Source organism: Microcoleus sp. K5-D4 (assembly GCF_036704575.1).
Lineage (GTDB): Bacteria > Cyanobacteriota > Cyanobacteriia > Cyanobacteriales > Microcoleaceae > Microcoleus.
This window is the reverse complement of the sequence record NZ_JAUBSD010000015.1, coordinates 26,613-49,974: the sequence shown is the minus strand read 5'-3', so window position 1 is coordinate 49,974 and position 23,362 is coordinate 26,613. Positions and strand designations below refer to the sequence as shown.

Annotated in this window: 19 protein-coding genes and 1 tRNA gene; 13 read left to right on the top strand and 7 right to left on the bottom strand. The window is 45.4% G+C overall.

Features of this window, described 5'->3' with window-relative positions; all coding sequences use genetic code 11:
• The first annotated feature begins 16 nt into the window (after nt 1-16).
• From QUA77_RS07165 to QUA77_RS07135, 7 genes are all read left to right on the top strand, one after another.
• Nucleotides 17-445 (top strand): hypothetical protein, encoded by a 429-nt coding sequence (locus QUA77_RS07165; protein WP_333042508.1) that lies wholly within the window; start codon nt 17-19, stop codon nt 443-445.
• A 180-nt stretch (nt 446-625) separates the two neighbouring features.
• Nucleotides 626-1,765, top strand: coding sequence for a DNA cytosine methyltransferase (locus tag QUA77_RS07160; protein WP_333042507.1), 1,140 nt, complete (start codon nt 626-628; stop codon nt 1,763-1,765).
• Between the two features lie 196 nt (nt 1,766-1,961).
• On the top strand, nt 1,962-3,302 hold the full coding sequence (gene miaB / locus QUA77_RS07155; protein WP_333449694.1) for a tRNA (N6-isopentenyl adenosine(37)-C2)-methylthiotransferase MiaB: 1,341 nt from the start codon (nt 1,962-1,964) through the stop codon (nt 3,300-3,302).
• 193 nt (nt 3,303-3,495) lie between these two features.
• Nucleotides 3,496-4,566 (top strand): D-alanine--D-alanine ligase family protein, encoded by a 1,071-nt coding sequence (locus tag QUA77_RS07150; protein WP_333449693.1) that lies wholly within the window; start codon nt 3,496-3,498, stop codon nt 4,564-4,566.
• 261 nt (nt 4,567-4,827) lie between these two features.
• Entirely contained in the window at nt 4,828-5,910 is a 1,083-nt protein-coding gene (locus QUA77_RS07145; RefSeq protein ID WP_333449692.1) for an AI-2E family transporter, read from the top strand.
• A 586-nt stretch (nt 5,911-6,496) separates the two neighbouring features.
• On the top strand, nt 6,497-7,732 hold the full coding sequence (locus QUA77_RS07140) for an HhoA/HhoB/HtrA family serine endopeptidase (protein WP_333449691.1): 1,236 nt from the start codon (nt 6,497-6,499) through the stop codon (nt 7,730-7,732).
• Nucleotides 7,733-7,995: 263 nt separating this feature from the next.
• The gene (locus tag QUA77_RS07135) at nt 7,996-8,868 is read left to right on the top strand and encodes an MBL fold metallo-hydrolase (RefSeq protein WP_333449690.1); all 873 of its coding nucleotides are present in this window, start codon (nt 7,996-7,998) and stop codon (nt 8,866-8,868) included.
• A gap of 223 nt (nt 8,869-9,091) precedes the next feature.
• Here QUA77_RS07135 and QUA77_RS07130 read toward each other — a convergent pair whose 3' ends face one another.
• The 3 genes from QUA77_RS07130 to gcvH all read right to left on the bottom strand — a co-directional run bounded on the left by QUA77_RS07130 (nt 9,092) and on the right by gcvH (nt 13,267).
• Complete coding sequence (locus tag QUA77_RS07130; RefSeq protein ID WP_333449689.1) at nt 9,092-9,424, bottom strand: hypothetical protein; 333 nt, start codon at nt 9,422-9,424, stop codon at nt 9,092-9,094.
• A 118-nt stretch (nt 9,425-9,542) separates the two neighbouring features.
• A complete protein-coding gene (gene gcvP / locus QUA77_RS07125) occupies nt 9,543-12,494 on the bottom strand; it encodes an aminomethyl-transferring glycine dehydrogenase (protein WP_333449688.1) in 2,952 nt (983 codons plus the stop codon).
• Nucleotides 12,495-12,877: 383 nt separating this feature from the next.
• On the bottom strand, nt 12,878-13,267 hold the full coding sequence (gene gcvH / locus QUA77_RS07120; RefSeq protein ID WP_333449687.1) for a glycine cleavage system protein GcvH: 390 nt from the start codon (nt 13,265-13,267) through the stop codon (nt 12,878-12,880).
• 59 nt (nt 13,268-13,326) lie between these two features.
• Between gcvH and QUA77_RS07115 the strand changes: the two genes are divergently transcribed.
• Complete coding sequence (locus QUA77_RS07115; RefSeq protein ID WP_333042491.1) at nt 13,327-14,160, top strand: alpha/beta hydrolase; 834 nt, start codon at nt 13,327-13,329, stop codon at nt 14,158-14,160.
• Nucleotides 14,161-14,274: 114 nt separating this feature from the next.
• On the opposite strand, the gene gcvT is transcribed toward QUA77_RS07115, so the two are convergent.
• The 3 genes from gcvT to QUA77_RS07100 form a co-directional block, all read right to left on the bottom strand.
• On the bottom strand, nt 14,275-15,426 hold the full coding sequence (gcvT, locus tag QUA77_RS07110; RefSeq protein ID WP_333042489.1) for a glycine cleavage system aminomethyltransferase GcvT: 1,152 nt from the start codon (nt 15,424-15,426) through the stop codon (nt 14,275-14,277).
• Between the two features lie 192 nt (nt 15,427-15,618).
• Nucleotides 15,619-15,691: transfer RNA gene (locus QUA77_RS07105), tRNA-Ala, on the bottom strand.
• A 153-nt stretch (nt 15,692-15,844) separates the two neighbouring features.
• A complete protein-coding gene (locus tag QUA77_RS07100) occupies nt 15,845-16,048 on the bottom strand; it encodes a hypothetical protein (protein WP_190659577.1) in 204 nt (67 codons plus the stop codon).
• A 976-nt stretch (nt 16,049-17,024) separates the two neighbouring features.
• On the opposite strand from QUA77_RS07100, the gene QUA77_RS07095 reads away from it, so the two are divergent.
• Together QUA77_RS07095 and QUA77_RS07090 are read left to right on the top strand one after the other, a co-directional pair.
• Entirely contained in the window at nt 17,025-17,627 is a 603-nt protein-coding gene (locus QUA77_RS07095) for a hypothetical protein (protein ID WP_333449686.1), read from the top strand.
• 169 nt (nt 17,628-17,796) lie between these two features.
• A complete protein-coding gene (locus QUA77_RS07090; protein WP_333449685.1) occupies nt 17,797-18,144 on the top strand; it encodes a transposase in 348 nt (115 codons plus the stop codon).
• Between the two features lie 175 nt (nt 18,145-18,319).
• Here QUA77_RS07090 and QUA77_RS07085 read toward each other — a convergent pair whose 3' ends face one another.
• Entirely contained in the window at nt 18,320-18,781 is a 462-nt protein-coding gene (locus QUA77_RS07085) for a cupin domain-containing protein (protein ID WP_333449684.1), read from the bottom strand.
• Nucleotides 18,782-19,042: 261 nt separating this feature from the next.
• Between QUA77_RS07085 and QUA77_RS07080 the strand changes: the two genes are divergently transcribed.
• The 3 genes from QUA77_RS07080 to QUA77_RS07070 all read left to right on the top strand — a co-directional run bounded on the left by QUA77_RS07080 (nt 19,043) and on the right by QUA77_RS07070 (nt 23,246).
• Entirely contained in the window at nt 19,043-20,497 is a 1,455-nt protein-coding gene (locus QUA77_RS07080) for a folate/biopterin family MFS transporter (RefSeq protein WP_333449683.1), read from the top strand.
• A gap of 130 nt (nt 20,498-20,627) precedes the next feature.
• Entirely contained in the window at nt 20,628-22,124 is a 1,497-nt protein-coding gene (locus tag QUA77_RS07075) for a carotenoid oxygenase family protein (protein ID WP_333449682.1), read from the top strand.
• Between the two features lie 222 nt (nt 22,125-22,346).
• Nucleotides 22,347-23,246, top strand: coding sequence for a DUF4436 family protein (locus QUA77_RS07070; protein WP_333449681.1), 900 nt, complete (start codon nt 22,347-22,349; stop codon nt 23,244-23,246).
• Nucleotides 23,247-23,362 lie beyond the last annotated feature (116 nt).

The window sequence follows — 23,362 nt, the reverse complement described above, 5'->3', positions numbered from 1 at the left end:
CAAAATCTAAAATCGCATGACTCCCACCTTATTCGGCCGCTGGCAAACTCGATTATTTTTATTTGCCACCGTAGGCGTTTTAGTTACGCTGCCCTTTTGTCTGGGTTTAATTACCTCCCAATCAGGCTCAATCTTTTTCTGGATTTTAGGGTATGTAGCGATTTGGGGCCTCGGCTGGGATGCTTTATATATCTACATCCAACAGTTCCGCTGGGATCGAGATTGGCCCGGCGCGTTTCAATTACTCGCTGGAATTTGGGAAGCACTTTTTGTGTTATTTTTAATCAAAATTATCGGTTTGCCGGGGATACCTGCACAAGATTTTGACTTGGGAGCTTTTGCCTTGCATTATAGTTTAGTGTGGCTGGCTATTTATCTGGCATCCCAAACACTGATGCGGATTTTGTTTCCCCACTGGCGTTTCCGAGGCGGGCAATGGTTGTAATAATACCTGTAGGGGCAGTTTTTACCAACAAGAATCGCCTCAAACCAATAATCTCATAAACCCGCTCCGGCCATTCTACCAATTCCCAATTCCCTACAGAATTTACAGTCAGGTGTACCGAACCCTGGGCACTCAACATAATTTATAGTAAGCTCAACTCAAAATTGCTCTGATCCTTCAATGCACCGTCCTCCTTGTATTTTCTCATTTTTTTCGGGTTCTGGCTTCCTCGATTTGGGCTTTGAGTCGATCGGCTTTAATGTAGCGTATGTCAATGAAATTTTCCCACCTTTCATGCAAGCATACCGCTATTCTCGGCAGTGCCTGAATTTGCCGCTACCAGAATACGGATATTGCGAAGGAGAGGAAGCAGATGTAACTCGACTTGTAGGGGGAGAAGCAGCTTTTCGCCTGCGGGAATTAATGCAAGATGCCCGCAAGCATCACGATATTGTAGGATTTATCGCGGGGCCGCCTTGTCCTGACTTTTCTATTGGTGGTAAAAACCGAGGTGGGGAAGGAGATAAAGGCAAACTTTCAGCTTCCTACATTGAATTAATTTGCCAACAGCAGCCGGATTTCTTTTTGTTTGAAAACGTCAAAGGTTTGTGGAGAACCCAAAAACATAAAGCTTTTTACGGGGAACTAAAACATCAGTTGGCTGATTCTGGATACGTTTTTGCCGAACGTTTAATTAATGCGATAGAATACGGTGTGCCGCAAGATAGGGATAGAATTATTTTGATTGGAATTAAAAAAAGCCTTATCAAAAATCTGGGCATTTCCCTAGAAGAAAAAAGCCAAATGTTATCCGAAAGTTTATTTCCTTGGCAAGGTCATATATTATATCCCAAATCAGAAATTTTTTCTCATCCTTGGCCTGAGAGAAATGCCTTTGCAGCCGATAACTTCTTGCCTTGTCCTGATGACCTGCCCCAAAATTTAACGGTAGAATTTTGGTTCCAAAAAAATGACGTTCTCAACCATCCCAATGCCAAACACTATTTTCAACCCAAAGCAGGCATTAAGCGGTTTGCGTCCGTTGATGAAGGAGATGATTCAAAAAAATCTTTCAAGCGATTGCACCGGTGGCGTTATTCGCCAACAGCTTGTTACGGCAATAACGAAGTTCACTTGCACCCTTACAAACTTCGCCGGCTTTCAGTTGCAGAAACACTGGCTATTCAGTCACTGCCAAAAGATTTTGCACTGCCGGAAAAGATGACGTTGACTAATATGTTTAAAACTGTTGGCAATGGGGTTCCTTATTTGGCTGCACAAGGTATTGCCAAAACAATTTTACAGTTTTTATATAACTAAAAAAAACGAATAGCCAGATACCCAACTTCGCCGAATTTGTCGGGTATCTAAAACTCTTTGTAGTGCTAAGGGGCGCATTGCGTACCCTACAATTACTAAAATTCCCAATTACCAGACGTATCTCGTTTAACACAGAAGTGTTATAATAAAGTGTTAAGGTTGAAAACCTATATTTTTTATTTGCCTGCAATTCGCCATGACCGTTAAACCCCGCCGCTATCACATCACTACTTTCGGATGCCAGATGAATAAAGCCGACTCGGAACGGATGGCCGGCATTCTGGAAAATATGGGCTTTGAGTTCTCGGAAGACCCGAACGAAGCTAGCTTAATTCTCTACAATACTTGCACGATTCGCGACAATGCCGAACAAAGAGTTTATTCTAACCTCGGAAGGCAAGCTCATCGCAAGCGCCAAGAACCGGGTTTAACTTTAATTGTAGCTGGATGCGTGGCGCAGCAGGAAGGTGAAGCGCTGCTGCGGAGAGTGCCGGAATTAGACTTAGTAATGGGGCCGCAACACGCTAACCGACTTGAAGATTTGCTGGAACAAGTTTTTGAGGGCAATCAAGTTGTGGCGACAGAAGCTGTTGAGATTATGGAGGATATTACTAAGCCGCGCCGCGACAGCAAGGTGACTGCTTGGGTGAATGTAATTTACGGCTGCAATGAACGTTGCACTTATTGTGTTGTCCCCAATGTTCGCGGGGTTGAACAGTCGCGAATGCCGGAGGCAATTCGGGCGGAAATGGAGGATTTGGGCCGTCAAGGTTACAAGGAAGTAACTTTGTTGGGGCAAAATATTGATGCTTACGGACGCGATTTGCCGGGGACAAAACCGGACGGCAGCAACCAGCATACTTTGACGGATTTGCTTTATTTTGTTCAGGATGTGCCGGGAGTCGATCGCCTGAGATTTGCTACTAGCCACCCGCGCTATTTTACGGAAAGATTGATTAAGGCTTGTGCGGAATTACCGCAGGTTTGCGAACATTTTCACATTCCTTTTCAGTCCGGGGATAATGATATTTTGAAAGCGATGTCGCGAGGCTATACTCAGGAGAAATACCGCCGGATTATTGATACAATTCGCCATTATATGCCCGATGCTTCGATTACTGCTGATGCGATTGTCGGTTTTCCTGGGGAGACGGAAGCGCAGTTTGAGAAGACTTTGAAGTTAATCGAAGACGTGGGTTTCGATTTGGTGAATACTGCGGCTTATTCCCCGCGCCCGGGAACGCCGGCGGCTTTATGGGAAAATCAGTTGAGTGAGGAGGTAAAAGCCGATCGCCTGCAACGAATCAATCATGTAGTCACAACAACGGCGATGGAACGATCGCAGCGCTATTTCGGACGCACTGAAGAGGTTTTGGTGGAAGTCCAGAATCTCAAAGATTCAACTCAGGTGATGGGACGCACTCGCGGCAATCGTCTCACATTTTTTAAGGGCGATATTGCAGAATTGGCGGGTAAAATTGTGCGGGTTAAAATTACAGATATTCGCGCTTTTAGTTTGACGGGAGAAATGCTGTAAGCTGTTGGGGCATTTAAATTGTATGTCAAGAAATAATCAAACTATGACTGGGGAGTTTCTTCGATACCGCCCGCAATATACAATTTAAATTCGCAACAGCTTATGCTTAATTCTTAGTTTCTGTCGCATACTTCCTGTGATAGCTGCGCTAACTGCGTGTATATTTGTCAAAAAGTACCGGGAGTATTGAAAAATGACAAAGATGCGGATCGGGCTATTGTTCGGGGGGCGATCGGGCGAACACGAAGTCTCAATTAGTTCGGCGCGGGCGATCGCCCGCGCCCTCGCTGCTGAGGAAAATGCCTCTAAATACGAAGTTCTGCCCTTTTACATCCAAAAAAACGGCCGCTGGCTGTCGGGAACATTACCTCAACAAGTCTTAGCCAGCGGAAAACCTCTGGAAATAGAGGAAGAACTAGGACAAAACGACTCTCCCGCTGGACAGTTTCCTAATTTTAATGCCGTAGATGTTTGGTTCCCAGTTTTGCACGGACCAAACGGTGAAGACGGTACGGTGCAAGGGTTACTGAAATTAATGCAAGTTCCTTTTGTCGGTTCCGGGGTTTTAGGTTCGGCGCTGGGAATGGATAAAATTGCCATGAAAATGGCTTTTGCTCATGCTGGTTTGCCGCAGGTAAAATACATCGCTGTCAACCGTTCCGAAATCTGGTCTAATCCTTGCGTTTTCCCCAAACTGTGCGATAAAATTGAAGCAACTTTGGGCTATCCTTGCTTTGTAAAACCCGCTAATTTGGGTTCGTCTGTGGGAATTTCTAAAGCTCGATCGCGCGCTGAATTAGAAGCAGCACTCGACAGCGCCGCCAGCTACGATAGGCGGATAATTGTCGAAGCGGGTGTAGTTGCTAGAGAATTAGAATGTGCTGTTTTGGGTAACGACAACCCCCAAGCTTCAACGGTGGGAGAAATTAGTTTTCAAAGCGATTTCTACGACTACGAAACTAAATATACCCAGGGACAAGCCGACTGCTCAATCCCCGCAAAAGTCAGCGCTGCGATCGTCTCCCAAATCCAAGAAATGGCAGTAAAAGCATTTTTGGCTGTAGACGCGGCAGGTTTAGCGCGAGTAGACTTTTTCTACATTGAATCAACCGGAGAAGTTTTGATTAATGAAATCAACACTTTTCCCGGCTTTACAGCTACCAGTATGTATCCGCAAATGTGGGCAGCGGACGGCATTTCTTTCCCGGAATTAGTAGACCGTTTAATTCAATTAGCTCTCGAACGGCACGGGGAAAAAGGTTGAATCGCGCGCTGCCAACTGCTGCCTTGCCAACAGCAAAAAATATTTTTTTCGCAGGTGATATATCCATACCAGCGGAAACGATATAACATGGTTGTGGCAGGCAGTGCCTGCCAGCAACCCAATTTCCGCTGCGGGTCGATCAACTGGGAATTTTCAGCGGTCGGGTATAAATAAATGCAACATAAAATGGTTAACGGAGAAGGGCGAATAGCAGTGTCAATCTCACATCTTGCATCTCAAATTTTAACTCGGTTAACTTAGATGAGACGTTTCACTCAACTGCCGCAGTGGTGGACTTACGGACTGGTATTTCCCCTAGCGGTACTCAACTGCTGGTTAGCCCTCCTAGTCTTTGAATATTTTCGCGCCCTGATTACAGTTTTGGTCGTCGCCACAGTGCTGTCTTTTTTGCTAGATTATCCAGTGCGCTTTCTGCACAGATACGGCCTGAAGCGCGATCGAGCAGTTTTGTCGGTATTGTTTTTGACTTTACTGCTATTGGTGGTTTTAGGTCTGACTCTAGCCCCGATTCTGCTAAACCAAATTACTGAACTTGCCACCCGACTGCCGACTTGGATAGTTTCTGGCACAGAACAGATTGAAGCGTTCAACAAGTGGGCGGAAAATCGCAATCTCCGCATTGATGTCAGCGGTTTGACTACCCAATTGAGCGATCGACTTTCATCTCAATTGCAGTCTCTCACTGGCGAAATTCTCAAATTTGGCTTGGGTGCTGCAGACAGTCTGTTGAATTTCCTCCTCACAATAGTCGTGACATTCTACTTGCTCTTGCACGGCGATCGCGTATGGGAAGGATTGTTTAAATGGTTTCCTTCCAAGCTAAGCCTTCAATTGCGAGAGTTGCTGGCGCGAAGCTTCCACAACTACTTCGTCGGGCAAGCAACTTTGGCAGGTTTGATGGGACTGTCTATCACTGTTGCTTTTTTAATTTTGCGAGTTCCCTTCGGACTTCTGTTCGGTTTGGGTGTGGGTGTAATGACTATGATTCCCTTCGGGGCACCTTTCAGTATTTGCATTGTCAGTTTGCTGATCACATTAAACAATTTTTGGCTCGGCGTTACAGTTTTAGCTGTCGCTACAGTAATTGAGCAAATAATTGAAAGCGGGGTTGCTCCTCGGTTATTAGGCGGTTTTATCGGTCTCAATCCTGTGTGGATTTTAGTGGCGCTGCTGGTGGGGGTTAAGGTGGCGGGAGTCGCAGGTTTGTTAGTGGCTGTGCCGATGGCTGGTTTTATTAAGAATACTGTTGATGTTTTGGAGAGTTCGAGGAACAAGTCGAGGGAAATCGATTCGGTTAGTTCCATTGAACATATGGAGCAATAAAATTCCTCCCTAGGTTCAACTTTTAGATTTGAAGAGAGTTTTTGCAGGCTATTTTGACTTAGGTTTAGTTGGTACTTTAGCTTGAGGCTTTACAGGTTTTTTACTTCCTGCTTTCGGGTGAGGCTTTCCGGTGCTTTAGCTGCTATCCTTCCTGGATGCAGGCGGGGTCAAAAACTCCGTTTCTAGGTTAACGTCGATCGCTCACAACGAAGATTTTGCGTAGAAACCGGTTTTTTTTGAGTGCAAGCAAGATTGTTGTTGACTTCGGATATCAATCCAGTGAAAAGTTCGCGGGAAATGCGGAATATGCGAGCTGGCTACCGTAGTTTGTATTATCGCACTCAGACAGCAAGTCGCCAGTGCCGACCCAGTTCGATCGCACTCAAAAGCTCGATTTCACAAACAAGTTGCCTGCGACTGTCCGGTTTCTACCCCAGCTTGTAGGGTAAACCCCACCAGTCAAGCAGACATCACAAATGCTTGAATTAAAATTAAAGAGCCTTTACTTCTAACTTAATTACAGTAGGTGCTAAAAATGCAAAACCATAATTATAACTCTCGCTCTAACTCTCACCAAATCAATACTATGTCAACTCAAAATATGCCTGCATCTCAGCGTTCTCGCACTTTTGCGTTGCCGAAAAAAATTGCTTTTTTATCTCTCCTTTTACTCGGCTCCACTGCAACTGTTGGGTGCAACGCCCTAACTTCTCAAGTTCCTGGAAGTTCTAACGCCATTCAAGCTGAACCTTCAACTACAGCGCCAATCTCAGCATTGCCTGCAAATATACTGCCCTCTCAAGACTCTAATTTTGTCACTAAAGTTGTGCAGGAAGTCGGCCCGGCAGTGGTGCGGATCAATTCGTCTCGCACGGTTACGAACCAAGTTCCAGATGAGATACCCGAGCAATTCCGCCGCTTCTTCGGTTCAGAATCTCCGATTGCGCCGGGAAATCGGGTAGAACGGGGTTCAGGTTCGGGTTTTGTTTTTGGTTCTGATGGCCGCATTTTGACTAACGCTCACGTCGTTAACGGGGCGGATACGGTGACGGTAAAACTGAAGGATGGCCGCGAATTTGTTGGCAAAGTTTTAGGCGTAGATACAGTTACTGATGTGGCTGTTGTTAAAATAGAAGCTAACAATTTGCCTGTGGTGAGTTTGGGCAAATCTGAAGAGTTACAGCCGGGAGAATGGGCGATCGCGATCGGCAATCCCCTCGGTTTGGACAATACTGTGACTGTGGGCATTATTAGCGCTACAGGCCGTTCTAGCGCCGATGTCGGTGTTCCCGACAAGCGCGTCAGCTTTATTCAAACCGATGCTGCGATTAATCCCGGCAATTCCGGTGGCCCGCTGCTGAACCAGCGCGGTCAAGTTATCGGCATGAATACGGCGATTATTCAAGGCGCTCAAGGATTGGGTTTTGCGATTCCGATCGATCGAGCACAACAAATTGCCGACCAATTAGTAACAGCAGGAAAAGCCGAACATCCTTATCTCGGCGTTCGGATGTTGAGCATTACTCCCGAAATCAAGAGAGAATTTAATCAAAATCCCAACACCAAATTGAGGCTGACTGAAGATAAAGGCGTGTTAGTTTTGGGAGTTGCGAAAAATTCTCCGGCGGCACAAGCTGGAGTTCGCCTTGCGGATGTGATCAAGAAAATCAACGGTACAGAAGTAAGTGATGCTGGCAGCGTACAGCAAATTGTCGAGAAAAGTACAGTGGGCAGCGATCTGCAGCTTGAATTGAGCCGCGGCGGACAACCTGTTACTGTGGCGGTGAAAGCGGGTGCTTTTCCAGCGGATCTGCAGCCGTAGAATTGTTGATTGAAACTTATATCTTGCACGCACAAGCAAGAGTCCGGCAGGGCTTTAAACCCCTGCCTCAAAGTATCAGTCCTATCCAAGAGGACTGATACTAATCTACTGTCAATAAATACGGATTAATTATTAGTCGGTTTTAACATTAGTCGGTTTTAACCGGATTGTGCTGTGATAGGGTTTCAACCCCCGTCGGCAGGTCAGGGGTACTCGTTATAGTAAGTTACCATAATTTATATGGGTTATTAAGAGGTAGAAAGATGGCTAACATTAATCGGAGGCGTACTGAAAATATTAACGGTAACTTTTATGTAGACAGTACCTGCATTGACTGCGATACTTGTCGGTGGATGGCACCTGAAGTATTTGGTCAAGCGGGAGAACAGTCTGCGGTTTACCACCAGCCAACTAATGAAACTGAAGAAATGCGATCGCTCGCGGCTCTTTTGTCTTGTCCCACAAGTTCGATCGGCACTGTAGAAAAACCCAAAAGCATCAAACAAGCCCAGCAACTGTTACCCGCACTCGTAGCAGAAAATGTCTATCACTGCGGCTACCACTCAGAGAAATCCTACGCCGCAGCCAGCTATTTAATTGTCCGTCCCGAAGGAAATATTTTAGTTGATTCTCCCCGTTTTGTGCCGCCGCTAGTCAAAAACATAGAAGCAATGGGCGGCATTCGCTATCTGTACTTGACTCACCGCGATGATGTGGCAGATCATCAACAATACCGCGATCATTTTGGCTGCGATCGCATTCTCCATGCTGATGAAATTAACCCGGGTACTCGCAGTGTAGAAATTCAATTGTCAGGCAGAGAACCGCATCAAATCGCAGATGATTTGTTGATTATTTCTGTACCCGGTCACACGAAAGGTCACACAGTTTTGCTGTACAATAACAAGTTTTTGTTCACCGGCGATCATCTTGCTTGGTCGGAAAGCTTGCAGCAGCTAGTTGGCTTTCGCGAAGTCTGTTGGTATTCTTGGTCGGAACAAATCAAATCTATGCAAAATTTGGCTAATTACTCGTTTGAATGGGTGTTGCCGGGACACGGCCGCAGGTATTATGCCGATCGACAAACAATGAGCAATCAAATGCAACAGTGTGTTGCTTGGATGCTCAGTGCTTAATACCGCAGATTTCAACTAAGTGAAGTACATTCACCCCACCCGCCCTATCGAGTACCCTCCCCTTAATAAGGGGAGAGTTGGGGAGGGGTGTACTCCATTTAGATGCCAAACGCTGTAGTTGAAAACCCCTTTTATTCTCCGCCGTTGAAACAACTATTAGATACACAAAGTCCTAGCAGAGGGGGACTAAGAAGAAGTGGGGATATTTAAGCCGGATTGGGTATTAAGCCTTTGGAATGGCAACCAAAGTGATAGAATTAGCGGGATAAGTTGCCTGAAAACCGGCGGCGCTGACACCTAAATCGGTCTGACGGACGATCGCCTGCAAATTCGCATCGCTATAACTGTAAACTTGAGCTTTGGTGGCTGGGTTAAATCCTTTCAAACTCAACTTGCTGGTCAAATTTTGGCTAGTTTTATTAATAATTACCAGCGTCAGAGTACCATCACTGGTACGATCGGCTGCGTAGATTGACAAAAGCCCTTGATCTGTGCTAGCTGAGCGCACCCAAGTATCGCCGTACTTACCGCCTTTTCCGTCGTAATTCATGTACATTCAGAAAGCCTAAGCCCCCGGTTCCGATATACATTTAAATTTTATTTTTTGGACGGGCTAGAAGCACCCCACAAGATTATATGCGTAAGGTGCCCATTGCCCACCCGGAGAGACTTATTTAACCTTGACTGTAAGCCTCCATTGGCAAACAAGAACAGACAAAATTGCGATCGCCAAACGCATTATCTATCCGCCCCACCGCCGGCCAAAACTTATATTCGCGAGTCCAAGGTGCCGGATAAGCCGCTTGCGCGCGAGTATAAGGACGATTCCACTCATCAACCATCAGAGATTCTGCGGTGTGCGGCGCATTTTTTAACACATTATTTTGCGCGTCAACATTACCGTTCTCAATCTCCGCAATTTCAGCTCGAATTGCAATCATTGCATCGCAAAAACGGTCTAATTCCTGCTTCGATTCGCTTTCGGTAGGTTCCACCATTACCGTACCAGCAACCGGCCAAGAAACCGTCGGCGCGTGATAGCCGTAATCCATCAATCGTTTAGCGATATCTTCAACTTCAATAGCCGCAGACTTTTTGAGTGATCGCAAATCTAGAATACACTCGTGCGCCACTAAACCCGCTTTCCCTTTGTACAAAACCGGATAATAAGATTCTAAGCGTTTTGCCATGTAATTAGCATTAAGAATTGCTACTTTTGTTGCCTCAGTTAAACCCACTCCTCCCATCATCCGAATGTACATCCAAGAAATAGGCAAAATGCTAGCACTTCCCCAAGGCGCTGCGGAAACAGCACCAACTGTTGACTGTTCACTGTTAACTGTTGACTGTTGACTGTTAAGAATAGAATGACTGGGCAAAAATTCTACCAAATGAGACATTACCCCAATCGGCCCCATTCCCGGCCCGCCGCCGCCGTGGGGAATACAGAAAGTTTTGTGCAAATTCAAGTGACAAACATCAGCACCAAAATCACCAGGGCGGCACAAACCAACTTGAGCATTCATATTTGCGCCGTCCATATAAACTTGTCCACCGCAGTTGTGGACAATCTCGCAAATCTCTTTGATTTCTTCCTCAAAAACGCCGTGCGTAGATGGATATGTCACCATCAAAGCCGCCAGTTCATTTTTGTGTTTTTCTGCTTTTTTATGTAAGTCAGCAACATCAATATTGCCCTGGGAATCGCACTCTACAGCAACTACTTTCATCCCCGCCATCACTGCGCTAGCCGGATTTGTACCGTGGGCGGACTGGGGTATCAAACATATATTTCGGTGAGATTCGCCTCGGTGTTCGTGGTATTGGCGAATAACTAACAAACCCGCGTATTCGCCTTGGGAACCGGCGTTTGGCTGCAAAGAAATTCCCGCAAAACCTGTGGTTTCTGCCAGCCACTGTTCTAGTTGCACGAACATCTTTTGATAGCCACGAGTTTGATCGCGGGGTGCAAAGGGATGTATCTTGCCAAATTCTGCCCAAGTCACGGGCATCATCTCTGCAGTGGCATTCAATTTCATTGTGCAAGAACCCAAGGGAATCATCGATGTATTTAGCGATAAGTCCTTGGCTTCTAAACGGTGCAAATACCGCAAAAGTTCAGTTTCTGAATGATAGCTGTTGAAAACTGAATGGGCGAGATAGCTGCTGGTGCGATCGCAAAAATCTGGTAATGTCAGATATAAGCTCAATGCGTCTGCATCCAGCGGAATGTTGAGAGCATTCTGCCCGTCCGCCCTGATATAATCTTTATCCTGTGCAAAAATTTTCCACAACTCTTGCACATCTTCAACGGTGACAGTTTCATCTAAAGTGATTCCCACTGTCGAATCATCGAAAACTCGGAGATTAATTTTGCGAATTTTAGCAGCTTCTAGAAGTTCTGACAGCGGTTTATCTCCCAATTCTACCCGCAAAGTATCGAAGAAATGTTGAGAACCAATTTTGTATCCGAAACTTCTTAAACCGGATGCCAAAAGTGCCGTTAAACTCCATACTTTCTCAGCAATGTCTTTCAGTCCAGACGGGCCGTGATAAACAGCATACATACTCGCCATCACTGCCAGCAAAACTTGAGCAGTACAAATATTGCTAGTAGCTTTTTCGCGGCGGATGTGCTGTTCGCGAGTTTGCAAAGCCAAGCGCAAAGCAGATTTGCCGTTGGCATCTTTAGAAACGCCGACAATTCGCCCGGGAACTTGCCGTTTAAACTCTTCTCGCGTGGCGAAATAGGCTGCGTGGGGCCCTCCAAATCCCATCGGCACTCCGAAGCGCTGAGTGCTTCCTACAGCTATATCCGCGCCGAATTCGCCGGGGGGTGTGAGCAAGCAAAGGCTCAATATGTCGGCGGCGACTGTGACTAATGCGCCGACTTCGTGTGCCGATCGAATAAAATCGGTATAGTCGTAAATTGCGCCGTCTGTGGCGGGGTATTGCAGGAGAGCGCCGAAGATTGTACGATCGAACTCAAAGCTTTGATGGTCGCCGACAATCACCTCAATTCCCAACGGCTTAGCGCGAGTTTGCACCACTTCAATAGTTTGAGGGTGGCAATCTTGGGAAACAAAAAACGCTTTTGCCCCCTTCTTGCTGGCGCCGTAACTCACCGCCATCGCTTCCGCCGCCGCTGTCCCTTCATCCAGCAAAGAAGCGTTGGCAATTTCCAAACCAGTGAGGTCAATTATCATGGTTTGGAAGTTCAGTAAAGCTTCCAATCGCCCTTGAGCAATTTCGGCTTGGTAGGGAGTGTAAGCTGTATACCAGCCGGGATTTTCTAGGATATTCCGCTGGATGACGGGGGGAGTGATGCAGTCGTGATATCCAGTGCCGATGTACGATCGAAATACCTGATTTTTTGCAGCAATTTCTTTCAATTCTGCCAAAGCGCTGTACTCGCTTTGCGCTGCGGGAAGTTGTAGGGGTGCAGAAATGCGAATCGCCGCTGGAACCGTTTTGTCAATCAACTCATCGAGGCTGGAAATGCCCAAAACATTGAGCATTTGCTGGATTTCGCTGGGTGTCGGGCCAATGTGGCGGCCCGCAAAACCATTGATGGAGGAAAGGTTTTGCTGCTGACTGGGTTCAAGTTGAGGGCTGTAGAGTACCAAGGCGGATTCTCCTGAATAGACTTTTGCTTCTTTGTTTGTAACATTTTGCTAAGAAAACCAGGAAGATTTTCTGCGTCTCTCAAAGTCCGACAGGGGTTGAAACCCCTGTCTCATAGCTAAAGTCGTCTTCAGACGACTAAGCAAGATTTTTTGCGTGTATCAAAGTCCGACAGGGGTTGAAACCCCTGTCTCATAGCTAAAGTCGTCTGAAGACGACTTTAGATTAAGCTGCACTTATCGCAACTCCCCGCGCAACTGGTTAGTATTTCAGTCGTCTTTAGACGACTTGTGCTAAAAGCCCCGTGGGTTTCAACCCCTGGCGGATTGCGGAATTATCAACGAGTCCTAGCCCCCAATTCCCACTCAAAACTCAAAACTCAAAACTACTCCCCTTCCACCATTTTGCGATACTCCGGGGCCGAGAAAGCCTCGTCTGCTTCGCTGGGATTGTCAACGCGCACTTTCAGCAGCCATCCAGCGCCATAGGGGTCTTCCGCCAAATTTTCGGGAGACTCTATAATGTCATCATTGCGTTCTACAACTGTACCGGTAACTGGTGCTTTCAAGTCTTCAACGGCTTTCACTGACTCGACTGTACCGAAAGCTTCTCCCTTTTCCAACCCTGCACCGACTTCTGGCAAATCTAGAAACACGATATCGCCGAGTTGGTCAACTGCAAAGGCACTGATGCCGATGGTGGCAATTTCGCCTTCGAGTCGGATGTATTCGTGGGTGTCTAGGTATTTCAGGTCATCGGGGTATGTTAGTGCCATGTCTTTTCTCGCAATAAAAAAGTATTAGTTAAATCTTATTCAACTATGAGCCTTTAGTGATGGCTAACTGGAACAAAAAAAATATTAAACGCTTGCTTTTTGGAGAATTTTCTGTCAAAAGACTGATGCTATCTATAATTTTTATTTACGCATTTCTGTGTTTTTACGGTTTCTTTTTTTCAGAACGGCTAATTTTTCAACCTCCCCCATCTAGTCAGAGTAATAGCAGGGAAGTTATCAAAGTTAGCTCAGCTAATGGCGTGAAAATTTCTACTGTTCATTTTCCTAACCCGCAAGCTCAATATACCATACTTTACAGTCACGGAAATGCGGAAGACTTGGACAGCATTTTGTGGCTACTCAGAGAGATTCGAGATAGCGGGTTTGCTGTGTTTGCCTATGATTATCAAGGTTACGGCACGAGCCAGGGAAAGCCTTCTGAGTATAATACTTATCGTGATATTGAGGCTGTTTACAATTATTTAACCCAACAGTTGGGAGTACCTGCAAAGCAAATTATTCTTTACGGGCGTTCTGTGGGGGGTGGGCCGGCAATAGATTTGGCGTCGCGGCAAAAAGTCGGCGGTTTGGTGGTTGAAAGTTCCTTTGTTTCGGCTTTTCGGGTGTTGACGCGGATTCCGATTTTACCCTTTGACAAGTTTGTGAATATTGATAAAATTGGCAAAGTGCGATCGCCTGTTTTGGTGATACATGGTAAGGCTGATGAGGTGGTGCATTTTTGGCATGGAGAGCAGTTGTTTGCAGCGGCAAAGCAGCCGAAATTGAATTTTTGGGTTGATGGGGCGGGTCATAATGATTTGATGGATGTGGCGGGCGATCGCTATGCTGCAACTTTGCGACAATTTGCTAAGCTAGTAGATGAGTCTTCTTGACCACAATTATGAGCAACGGGCTAGAAGCCCGTTCCACAACAACACATACACTTACACTTTATTGTGAACCATTGCTGTGAGCAACTCCCCTGAATTAATGCTCACCTACTTAAGTTAAATGGGGCGATTTTGCGATCGATAAAATGGTTTTTTCACCACACTAGCCGGATAGTTTTTTCCGCGAATTTCGACCTCTAATTGCTGACCGATTTTAGCTAATTTTGCCGGAACAACCGCGAGGCCCACTGCCCGATTCAAAGTAGGCGATAATGTACCGCTTGTAACTTCTCCTACTTTTTCGCCTTCACATATTACGGGATAACCGTGGCGCGCAATGTGCCGCCCCTGCATTTCTAACCCTACCAACCGCTTGGATACTCCACTCGCTTTTTGCTGTTCCAAAACCTCACGGCCAATAAAATCGCCTTTGGTGTCGAGGTGAACAACCCAACCCAATCCAGCTTCTAAAGGCGTGATATTGTCGTCGATATCTTGACCGTAAAGAGCCATTGCTGCTTCTAAACGCAACGTATCCCTCGCGCCCAAACCGCAGGGCACAACGCCAGCAGCTAACAATTTTTGCCACAGTTGTTTTCCTATTTCGGCATCCACCATGATTTCAAACCCATCTTCGCCGGTGTAACCAGTTCTCGCGATAAAACTCGGCTGTCCCAACAGATTTGTTTCTAAGTGACCGAATGCCTTAATTGGTGAGAGGTTGTCTTCCACAAAAGGCTGGAGATAGTTAACAGCTTCTGGTCCTTGAATGGCAATTAAAACTTTATCTTCGGAGAGGTCTGTAAAACTGAGTTCGCTCAATTCTAAGTGAGTGGTGATCCATGCTTTGTCGGCGAGGCGAGTGGCGGCGTTGACAATGATTACTGCACGTTCTTCGCTAGTGATAGGGTCTGGTTCTTGGCAGTAGAAAATAATGTCGTCTAAGATGCAGCCTTTGGCATTTAGCAAGACTGTATATTGAGCTTGACCGGGTTGCAAGCGGCTCAAGTCTGAGGGTACTAAGGGTTGAAATTTTTCTATTACTTGTTTCCCTCTCAAACCAAATTTTCCCATGTGGGAAATGTCGAACATTCCTGCTTGCTGTCGTACTGCTTGGTGTTCGCTGCTGATGCCTGCGTACTGCACCGCCATCTCCCACCCGGAAAAGGGCACCATTCGGCCTTTGAGTTCTAATGATAGGTCGTACAGAGGCGTGCGGGCAAGTTGGCTCGGACTCTCTGGATTGCTGGGTTCAGTTGACTTTGCCACAGGTAGCGCTTTGGTTGCGGGTAGACTGTTTTGATTTTACGGGAAAATTGGTTTTCGCGGTGTGTGGCGCGATCGAATTTAACGACACGGCAATGGTGTTTAGGTACCAGTCGCGATCAAATTTAAGCACACGCTGGTACTGTTTGGGTACAAATTAGGACACAGCAGTGATGTATCCCTAATCTTAATTTATGGAGAATAGCGGGCTCGAACCGCTGACCCCTACAATGCCATTGTAGTGCTCTACCAACTGAGCTAATTCCCCTTTCTTTTCGCGCTCTCAATCATGCCTTAACTGGCCAATATTTGTCAAGCTTTTTGAGGAAATTAGTTTTGAACCCTGGATTGGCAAGGCTTTCGGTTTTTTTTCCAAAAAAGTCTCCTCGCTTCTGGACAATGGTCAATCCCCTACTATGATCTAGTAAGTGTGTTGCGATATTTCGGTCAAATGGCTCAAACAAGACCCCATGAGGAAGTAGACGACTAGCAGAGCGGCGGCTGAGACCGCAACTAGGGTGCCGGCTAGCATTAGTGAAAATTCCCGTTGCGCGATCGCCTCCTGCATTAAGTGCAAAGACCAGGCAACGAGGGCAACGTCAATTATTAAAATAGAAACCAGCATAAGTTACGATTTGTAACAGCTTACCTATTGTAACAAAACTTTTCGCTCAGTGCAGATAAGCTCAGGCGTATTTAACTTTTGCTGTAAAACCCGAAGGGAGCAGCGGAAAGCTACTGAGAAAAAATGATAGCTTTTATTGATAATTACAATATGCAAAGTAAATGAGAGCTAGCTCAGCTTTAGATGTGGCGTTTTTGACTCTTGAGCCAGCGATTAAGAGCGGGATACGTGCACTTCACACGCTTTTTTGAGGGGTCAGGGTGCGATCGCTATTCTCGCCAAACCCTTACTTTCATAGCTTTAGCCTTTATCGACTTGTTTTGATTTCAAATTTTCCACTATTTGAGCAATCAGTGGACGATAAATGGTGTTATCTAAGTGTTCCTTGTACCACTTCTTATAATTCCCACTATTACAGCTTATTCCAGGCTTATGAAGTACACCGCGCTCTCACGGGGCTTCTTTACAGTTCTCGCATCATGAGTGATTCTGTTCAAAAAACCCGGTTGATCGCGCTCTACATCTATAGGAAATATGCTGTATCCCTCTTCTGTCACTAAGCGGCAGAATAAAATAATAATTCATTCTCATTTATCAAGTAAGAGAAGGGATTTGGGTAAAAATTCATTAACGATATTAATTGACCCAAGCCTGTAGATAATTGTGGAATAGGAAAAAAATTTATCCATTTTTGTATAAAGTTAAAGCTAATTAAAGCTTGTAGTATTAATCAATACTCCGGACAGTTTTTAAATAGGGATGCGCTCGAAATAAAGCACAAAAGCGAAAAAAGTGAGTGCAATCTGAACCCAAAATAAATAGAAATAAAAAACGGCGTTCTTTTAGGTTAAAATATAAAAATACACAAGCTTAATAGATTGCCTTATGAAGATTATTGAAGAATCCATCTTTACAATAAATCCCGGGGATGAGTCAACCCCCAAAGAAGTTTTTAGTCACTTTATTTTAAACTATTTTGGTTGTCGAGGGCAAGGTCAATTTCACGAATCTCAGTCGTTATAGTTATTTGATAGAAAAAAACTACCGTCGTCACTTTCTCAAAAGCTTTAAATTTCCACAATTTACTCAATATTTTCTTGAACTTGCTTTGAATCCTGAACACACAGTCATTGCTGTTATTGAGGGTTATTTTTTGAGAAAACGTGGCCCAAAAACTGACGGTAAAGCTTATTTTTATAATGGTGTAGCTGGTAAATCGGAACAGGGGTGGGAAATTGCTGTGATTTCTATTGTAGAAATTGAGAGTCGTTTATATTATAGCTTAAGCGTACAGCAAACTCCATCACGTCCTCAAATAAAGCCCGTGAAAAAACTGCCAGAAAATCAGAAGAATTGCTGGTCAAAAAACACTCGCCAAAAACAGGACTCTCAAACTTCAAAGCCTGACATCACAAGAGTTAATGACTATGCACAACATTTGAATAATACTCGTTATTTCTTCCCAACTTTTGTATGTTGTTTGGTCGCTGATGGCTATTACTACCGCTCTAAATTCTGGGATGCTGTGCGGGAGTTAAATTTAGACTTTATTAGCAAGCTAAGAGTTAATGCTAATTGACGCTATCTTTATACAGGCGAACAAAATAAACTGGGAACTCCTCGTAAATATGATGACAAGGTTGATTGCCATGATTGGAGTCGTCTTAATTTTGTTAAATAAATAAAACCGGGAGTTTCAATCTCTACATTGATTTTAGGCGAGTTGTTGTTTAAATTGCCAAATTAGTTTGGCTTGTATCTCTGAAGTTCAAGCCAACGGCCAAATCACAAATGCTTTATTATTTAGCACTGATGTTCACCTACCTCCCGAACAAATTGTTGAGTATTATCAGGCTCGTTTCCAGATTGAATTTATTTTTCGTGATGCCAAGCAATTTACGGGATTGTCTGATTGTCGAGCTCGTCATTTACCACAGCTTGATTTTCATTTTAATGCCAGTCTTATTTCCTTAAATTTAGCCAAACATCTACTCTATAGTTGTCATTCATCTGCCAAGTCGTTTGTGTTTTCAATCTGTTCTTATAAACGGTGGGAATTCAATAAACACTTACTTTTTACTTTTATTTATAAGTGAGGTTTAGACCCGGATTTGATTTAAAATCATCCTGATATTCCTTCAGTCTTGTCTTATGATACTTTAGCTGCCTAAAAACTGTCGTATTGTTATATCACAACTCATCTTTCTGATAAATGCTATACCACAAAGCGTGTTCCGCCGAAGTCCCAAGATTCACTTAACTCATAAAATTTTAACTCTCATAAACCTCGCCATTTTTGCGAGTAAAAATCCAACTATTCCCGTTAGCTTTCGCAATTAGATCGTCATCGGGATATTCGGCACTATCTCCCGGAGTGCGATCGCCAATTTCGAGATAAACAACATCTGCATTCGAGCGGTTAACTAAATGATGCCCATCTGAATCCCCCGCCCGAAAACCCGCGGCCATACCCGGTGTCAGCACTTGCTCTCCCGAATTTGTAATCAGAGTAACTTCCCCTTCCAGAACATAGATTAACTCATCTTGGCGGGTATGCCAGTGCCTGAGAGCAGAACAACTTCCCGGCGCAAGTCTCACCCAATTTACCCCAAAATTATGCAATCCGGCCGCATCGCCCAAGCGTTTTTTAACTCTCCCCGCAACAGCAGATTGGAATTGCTGAGGGTACTTGGAACCCGTAATTTCCGGCAGATTTTTAGAATCAATAATCATATAACAAAGCTGACAGCAGTTGTGAGTTTTCTCTTCTTTCTCTTGCTTGGCGTCCTAGGGTTTACGCGCGGCTTCGCCTAACGCGCCTTCGCGGTTCGTTTTTCTGTTTTTATTATTACAAAACACGCTTAAATTCAAGATAAATACAATTTTATAGCACTTACCAGATCCCCGCCACTCTCGCCTCCCACCTCCGACAGTTCCCGGAAGTCATTAAGAATGTGTTATAAATATTGAGATTCATTAAGAAATATTGCTCAAATGCTCGTTTCCCCCTCCGGCGTCAGCAAACTCAAAGAATCTTTAAAAGAAAAAGTATTCTTTGGGAATGAGCCAACCCCCGAACTCATAGCCATCTTACTGATTTACTTTGTCCAAGGCATTCTCGGACTCGCCCGCTTAGCCGTCAGCTTCTTTCTCAAAGACGAACTAGGTATGAGTCCGGCAGAAGTCTCGGCAATGCTGGGCGTCGTAGCCCTGCCTTGGATTATCAAACCCGTGTTCGGCTTCATGTCCGACGGTTTGCCGATATTCGGCTACCGCAGACGCCCTTACATCGTTCTCTCCGGGCTGCTGGGAACCTTAGCATGGGTGAGCCTCGCAACAATTGTACACACACCGCTTGCAGCTACAGGCGCGATCGCCCTGAGTTCCCTCTCCCTCGCCGTCAGCGACGTAATCGCCGACTCCCTGGTAGTCGAAAGGGCTAGAAAAGAATCCGTTACCGACGCCGGTTCCCTGCAATCCTTGTCTTGGGGTGCTTCAGCCCTCGGCGGACTAATTACAGCCTACCTCAGCGGTTCCCTGCTGCAACACTTCAGCACCCACACAATATTTTTAATCACCGCATCTTTCCCGCTAATTGTATCAGCAACAGCTTGGTTAATTGCCGAAGAAAAAACCAACAAAAGAACCGACTTTGAAACTGTCAAAGACCAACTAAAACAACTAAAGCAAGCTGTTACCCAAAAAACAATTTGGCTGCCCACCGCCTTTCTCTTCCTCTGGCAAGCCACCCCAAGCTCAGACTCCGCCTTCTTCTTTTTCACCACCAACGAATTAGGCTTTCAACCAGAATTTCTCGGCCGAGTGCGCCTCGTTACCAGCATTGCCGCCCTCGCCGGCGTCTGGCTGTTTCAACGATTCCTCAAAACAGTTCCATTTCGAGTGATTTTTGGCTGGTCAACGGTCATTGCGACTGCTTTGGGGATGACTACTTTATTATTAGTAACTCATGCCAACCGAGCTTTAGGAATTGACGATCAATGGTTCAGCATTGGAGACAGCCTGATCCTGACAGTAATCGGACAAATTGCTTATATGCCAGTGCTGGTACTCTCCGCGCGCTTGTGTCCCCCAGGCGTCGAAGCAACTTTATTTGCACTGCTAATGTCAATCACAAATTTAGCAGGACTTTTGTCCCACGAGGGCGGTGCACTTTTAACCCACTTGCTAGGAATTACCGATCGCAATTTCGATAACCTCTGGCTGCTAATTGTCATCACAAACCTGTCCACACTTCTGCCGCTACCGTTCTTAAATTGGCTGCCCGCCGACAGTACAGAAAGCCGCGATCAAAACAATCAAAAGTCTCTTCCCGTATTAGAACCAGAAATGGGCAGTTCCAAACCTGGTGGACAGCATTTCATGCCCGAATACTTTCCCGACTTAGTACCAACAGTAAGGTCACAAAGCCGCACCGCAGATAGCAAATAAAGGAAGGCACACACGGATTTTGACACGGATACATGGATGAATTTAACTGTGTTTCCCAATTCTCCGACTTTCCTTCTCTCTGCGCCCTCTGTTTTCTCTGCCGTTAAATCAATAAAAGCTTATTATACCCATGCAAAAATTACAGATTTCACAACCTCAAACAGCAGCCACAAAATCATCCTACGATCGCACAGACTGGCAGCGCGGCTACGAATCTCAACCCAACGAATCCGACTACTGGATTGACGACATAGAAGGCGAAATCCCCCCCGGCTTGCAAGGCACATTCTTTCGCAACGGGCCCGGATTATTGGATGTCAACGGCCAGCGCATCCACCATCCGTTTGACGGCGACGGGATGGTTTGTGCGATCGCAATATCCGAAGGCCGCGCCCATTTCCGCAACCGATTCGTCCGCACAGAAGGCTATCTCGCCGAACAAGAAGCCGGAAAAATTCTCCACCGAGGCGTTTTCGGCACACAGAAACCGGGCGGCTGGCTAGCCAACATCTTTGATGTCAAAATCAAAAACATTGCCAACACCAACATTATTTATTGGGGCGACAAACTCCTAGCGCTTTGGGAAGCCGCAGCACCCTACAGACTAGACCCGCGCACCTTAGAAACACTCGGGTTAGACACCCTAGACGGCATTTTACAACCCGGTGAAGCCTTCGCCGCCCACCCGAGAATTGAAAAAGGGAAAAATGGCAAAGGAGACAGATTGGTAAACTTTTCTGTCAAGCCCGGTTTGTCGAGTACCATCACGATTTACGAACTCGACGAAAGCGGCAAACTTTTGCAGCGTCACGCCCATGCAATACCGGGTTTTGCCTTCCTGCACGACATGGTAATTACCCCGAATTACTGTATATTCTTCCAAAATCCCGTCTCATTTAATCCTCTACCATTCGTGTTAGGATTGCGGAGTGCTTCCCAGTGCATTCAATTTTCGCCAAACAAGCCAACGCAAGCAATTTTAATTCCCCGCAACGGCACTGACGAGGTAAAGATATTAGAAACTGAACCTTGTTTTGTCTTCCACCACTGCAACGCTTGGGAAGAAGGAGACGAAGTTTTTGTTGACTCAGTTTGTTACGAATCATTTCCCACTGTAGAGGCGGACGGCGATTTTCGGGAGGTTGATTTTGAGAGCGTTCCAGCGGGGGAATTGTGGCGGTTTAAGTTAAATTTGCAAGACAAAACGGTACAGCATCAAGTTGTTGAAACTAGGTGCTGCGAGTTTCCCACTTTGCATCCGAATAATGTCGGACAACCTTACCGATATCTTTACATCGGTGCTGCTGATGCTCCCACTGGGAATGCTCCTTTGCAAGCTATTCTCAAAATGGATTTCGTGACTGGTGAAAGGCAAATTTGGAGTGCGGCACCACGCGGTTTTGCGGGGGAACCGGTGTTTGTTCTCCGTCCCGATGCTGTTGCTGAGGATGACGGCTGGCTGCTACTTTTAATGTATGATGCAGCTCATCATCGATCGACCTTAGTGATTTTAGATGCTCGCGACATCACCAAAGGGCCCCTAGCGCGCTTGCATTTAAAACAGCACATTCCCTACGGTTTGCACGGAAGTTTCACACCAAATGTACTGCTTCCTATCGGTTCGTAGTTCGGCTACTATGGGCGGGCAGGATGCCCACCCTACAAAAAAGAAAATTGAACTCTTGTGGAACAGGCATCTTGCCTGTTCCTAAACAAGTAATTGAGAATGGTCTAATATCTCACTTTTAACCGAATTTAGCTATGAGCCAGGGGTTTACACCCCTGGCTGACTGACTGCGGAGAGTGCGGGAAATACTAACAACAATTTACACAGAAAAATCCATAGTAAATGCAAACAGTCAACAAATTTAATCTAAAAAAAATACTTATTTTAATTTGCAGTCTGGTCGCAATTTTCGCAATCATCTTATCTATTTACTCTCACAACGCTAACGCCCAAGAGCCTTACAATCCATCTCCCGAAATCGTTGTAGCGTCCAAAGGCTTGGTTGAGGTCAAAATGACGTTAATTGGTGTCGATCCCATTAAAAACGAATTAGAAGCCCGCTTGCAGTTTGAACTCAAAGGTATTTATAAAAAAGGGCCGACTTACCCGGCTCAAGACTTGTTAATGACAGTTAACGGCGCAAATGTACAGGATTCGGAAATTACCTTTAAAGAAGGCAAACCGATGATTGTTCCTGCATTAAAGTTTAACTTAGTAAAGGGAAAAATTAATAATTATCCGTTTGACAAGCACATTGCTAAAGTAGCTATTTCGATCGACCCGCTGCCTTCGATTGGGAAAAAGTTTGCTCCATTTGAACTGAATCCCGTGCCGCTGGAATTTAATTTTCATGCCGATGTTCCAGGCTTCGACATCAGTTATAAGCCGATGGAAGAGAATTCCTCTATCTTTATTTATATCGATGTTTCTGCAACTCGCTCCATCCCGGTGAAGTTCTTTGCTTTAGTGATTATTATCATCATGTGGGTGCTGTCAATTATGGCGCTTTTGCTAGCATTAAAAGTTATGAAATCAGGCAAGTTGCCGGAAGTTGGAATGCTGAGCTGGACTGCTGTGATGCTGTTTGCTTTTCCCGCTATTCGCAATGCTCAGCCGGGAGTGCCGCCAGTGGGAACTGCCAGCGATTTCCTTTCGTTTTTTTGGACGGAAATTATTGTTGTTGTGGCGTTAGTGATTATCGGTAGCTGTTGGTTGAAGCGGTATCATCCGCCGATGGAATGATTTTAGATTTTAGATCTTAGCTTGGAAAAATTCACCCCAGAGTTAAATCAGGGGGCTTCTACGCTGGATGCTTTCAATTAACAGCCAACAGTCAACTGTTAACTAAATTCCAAGAT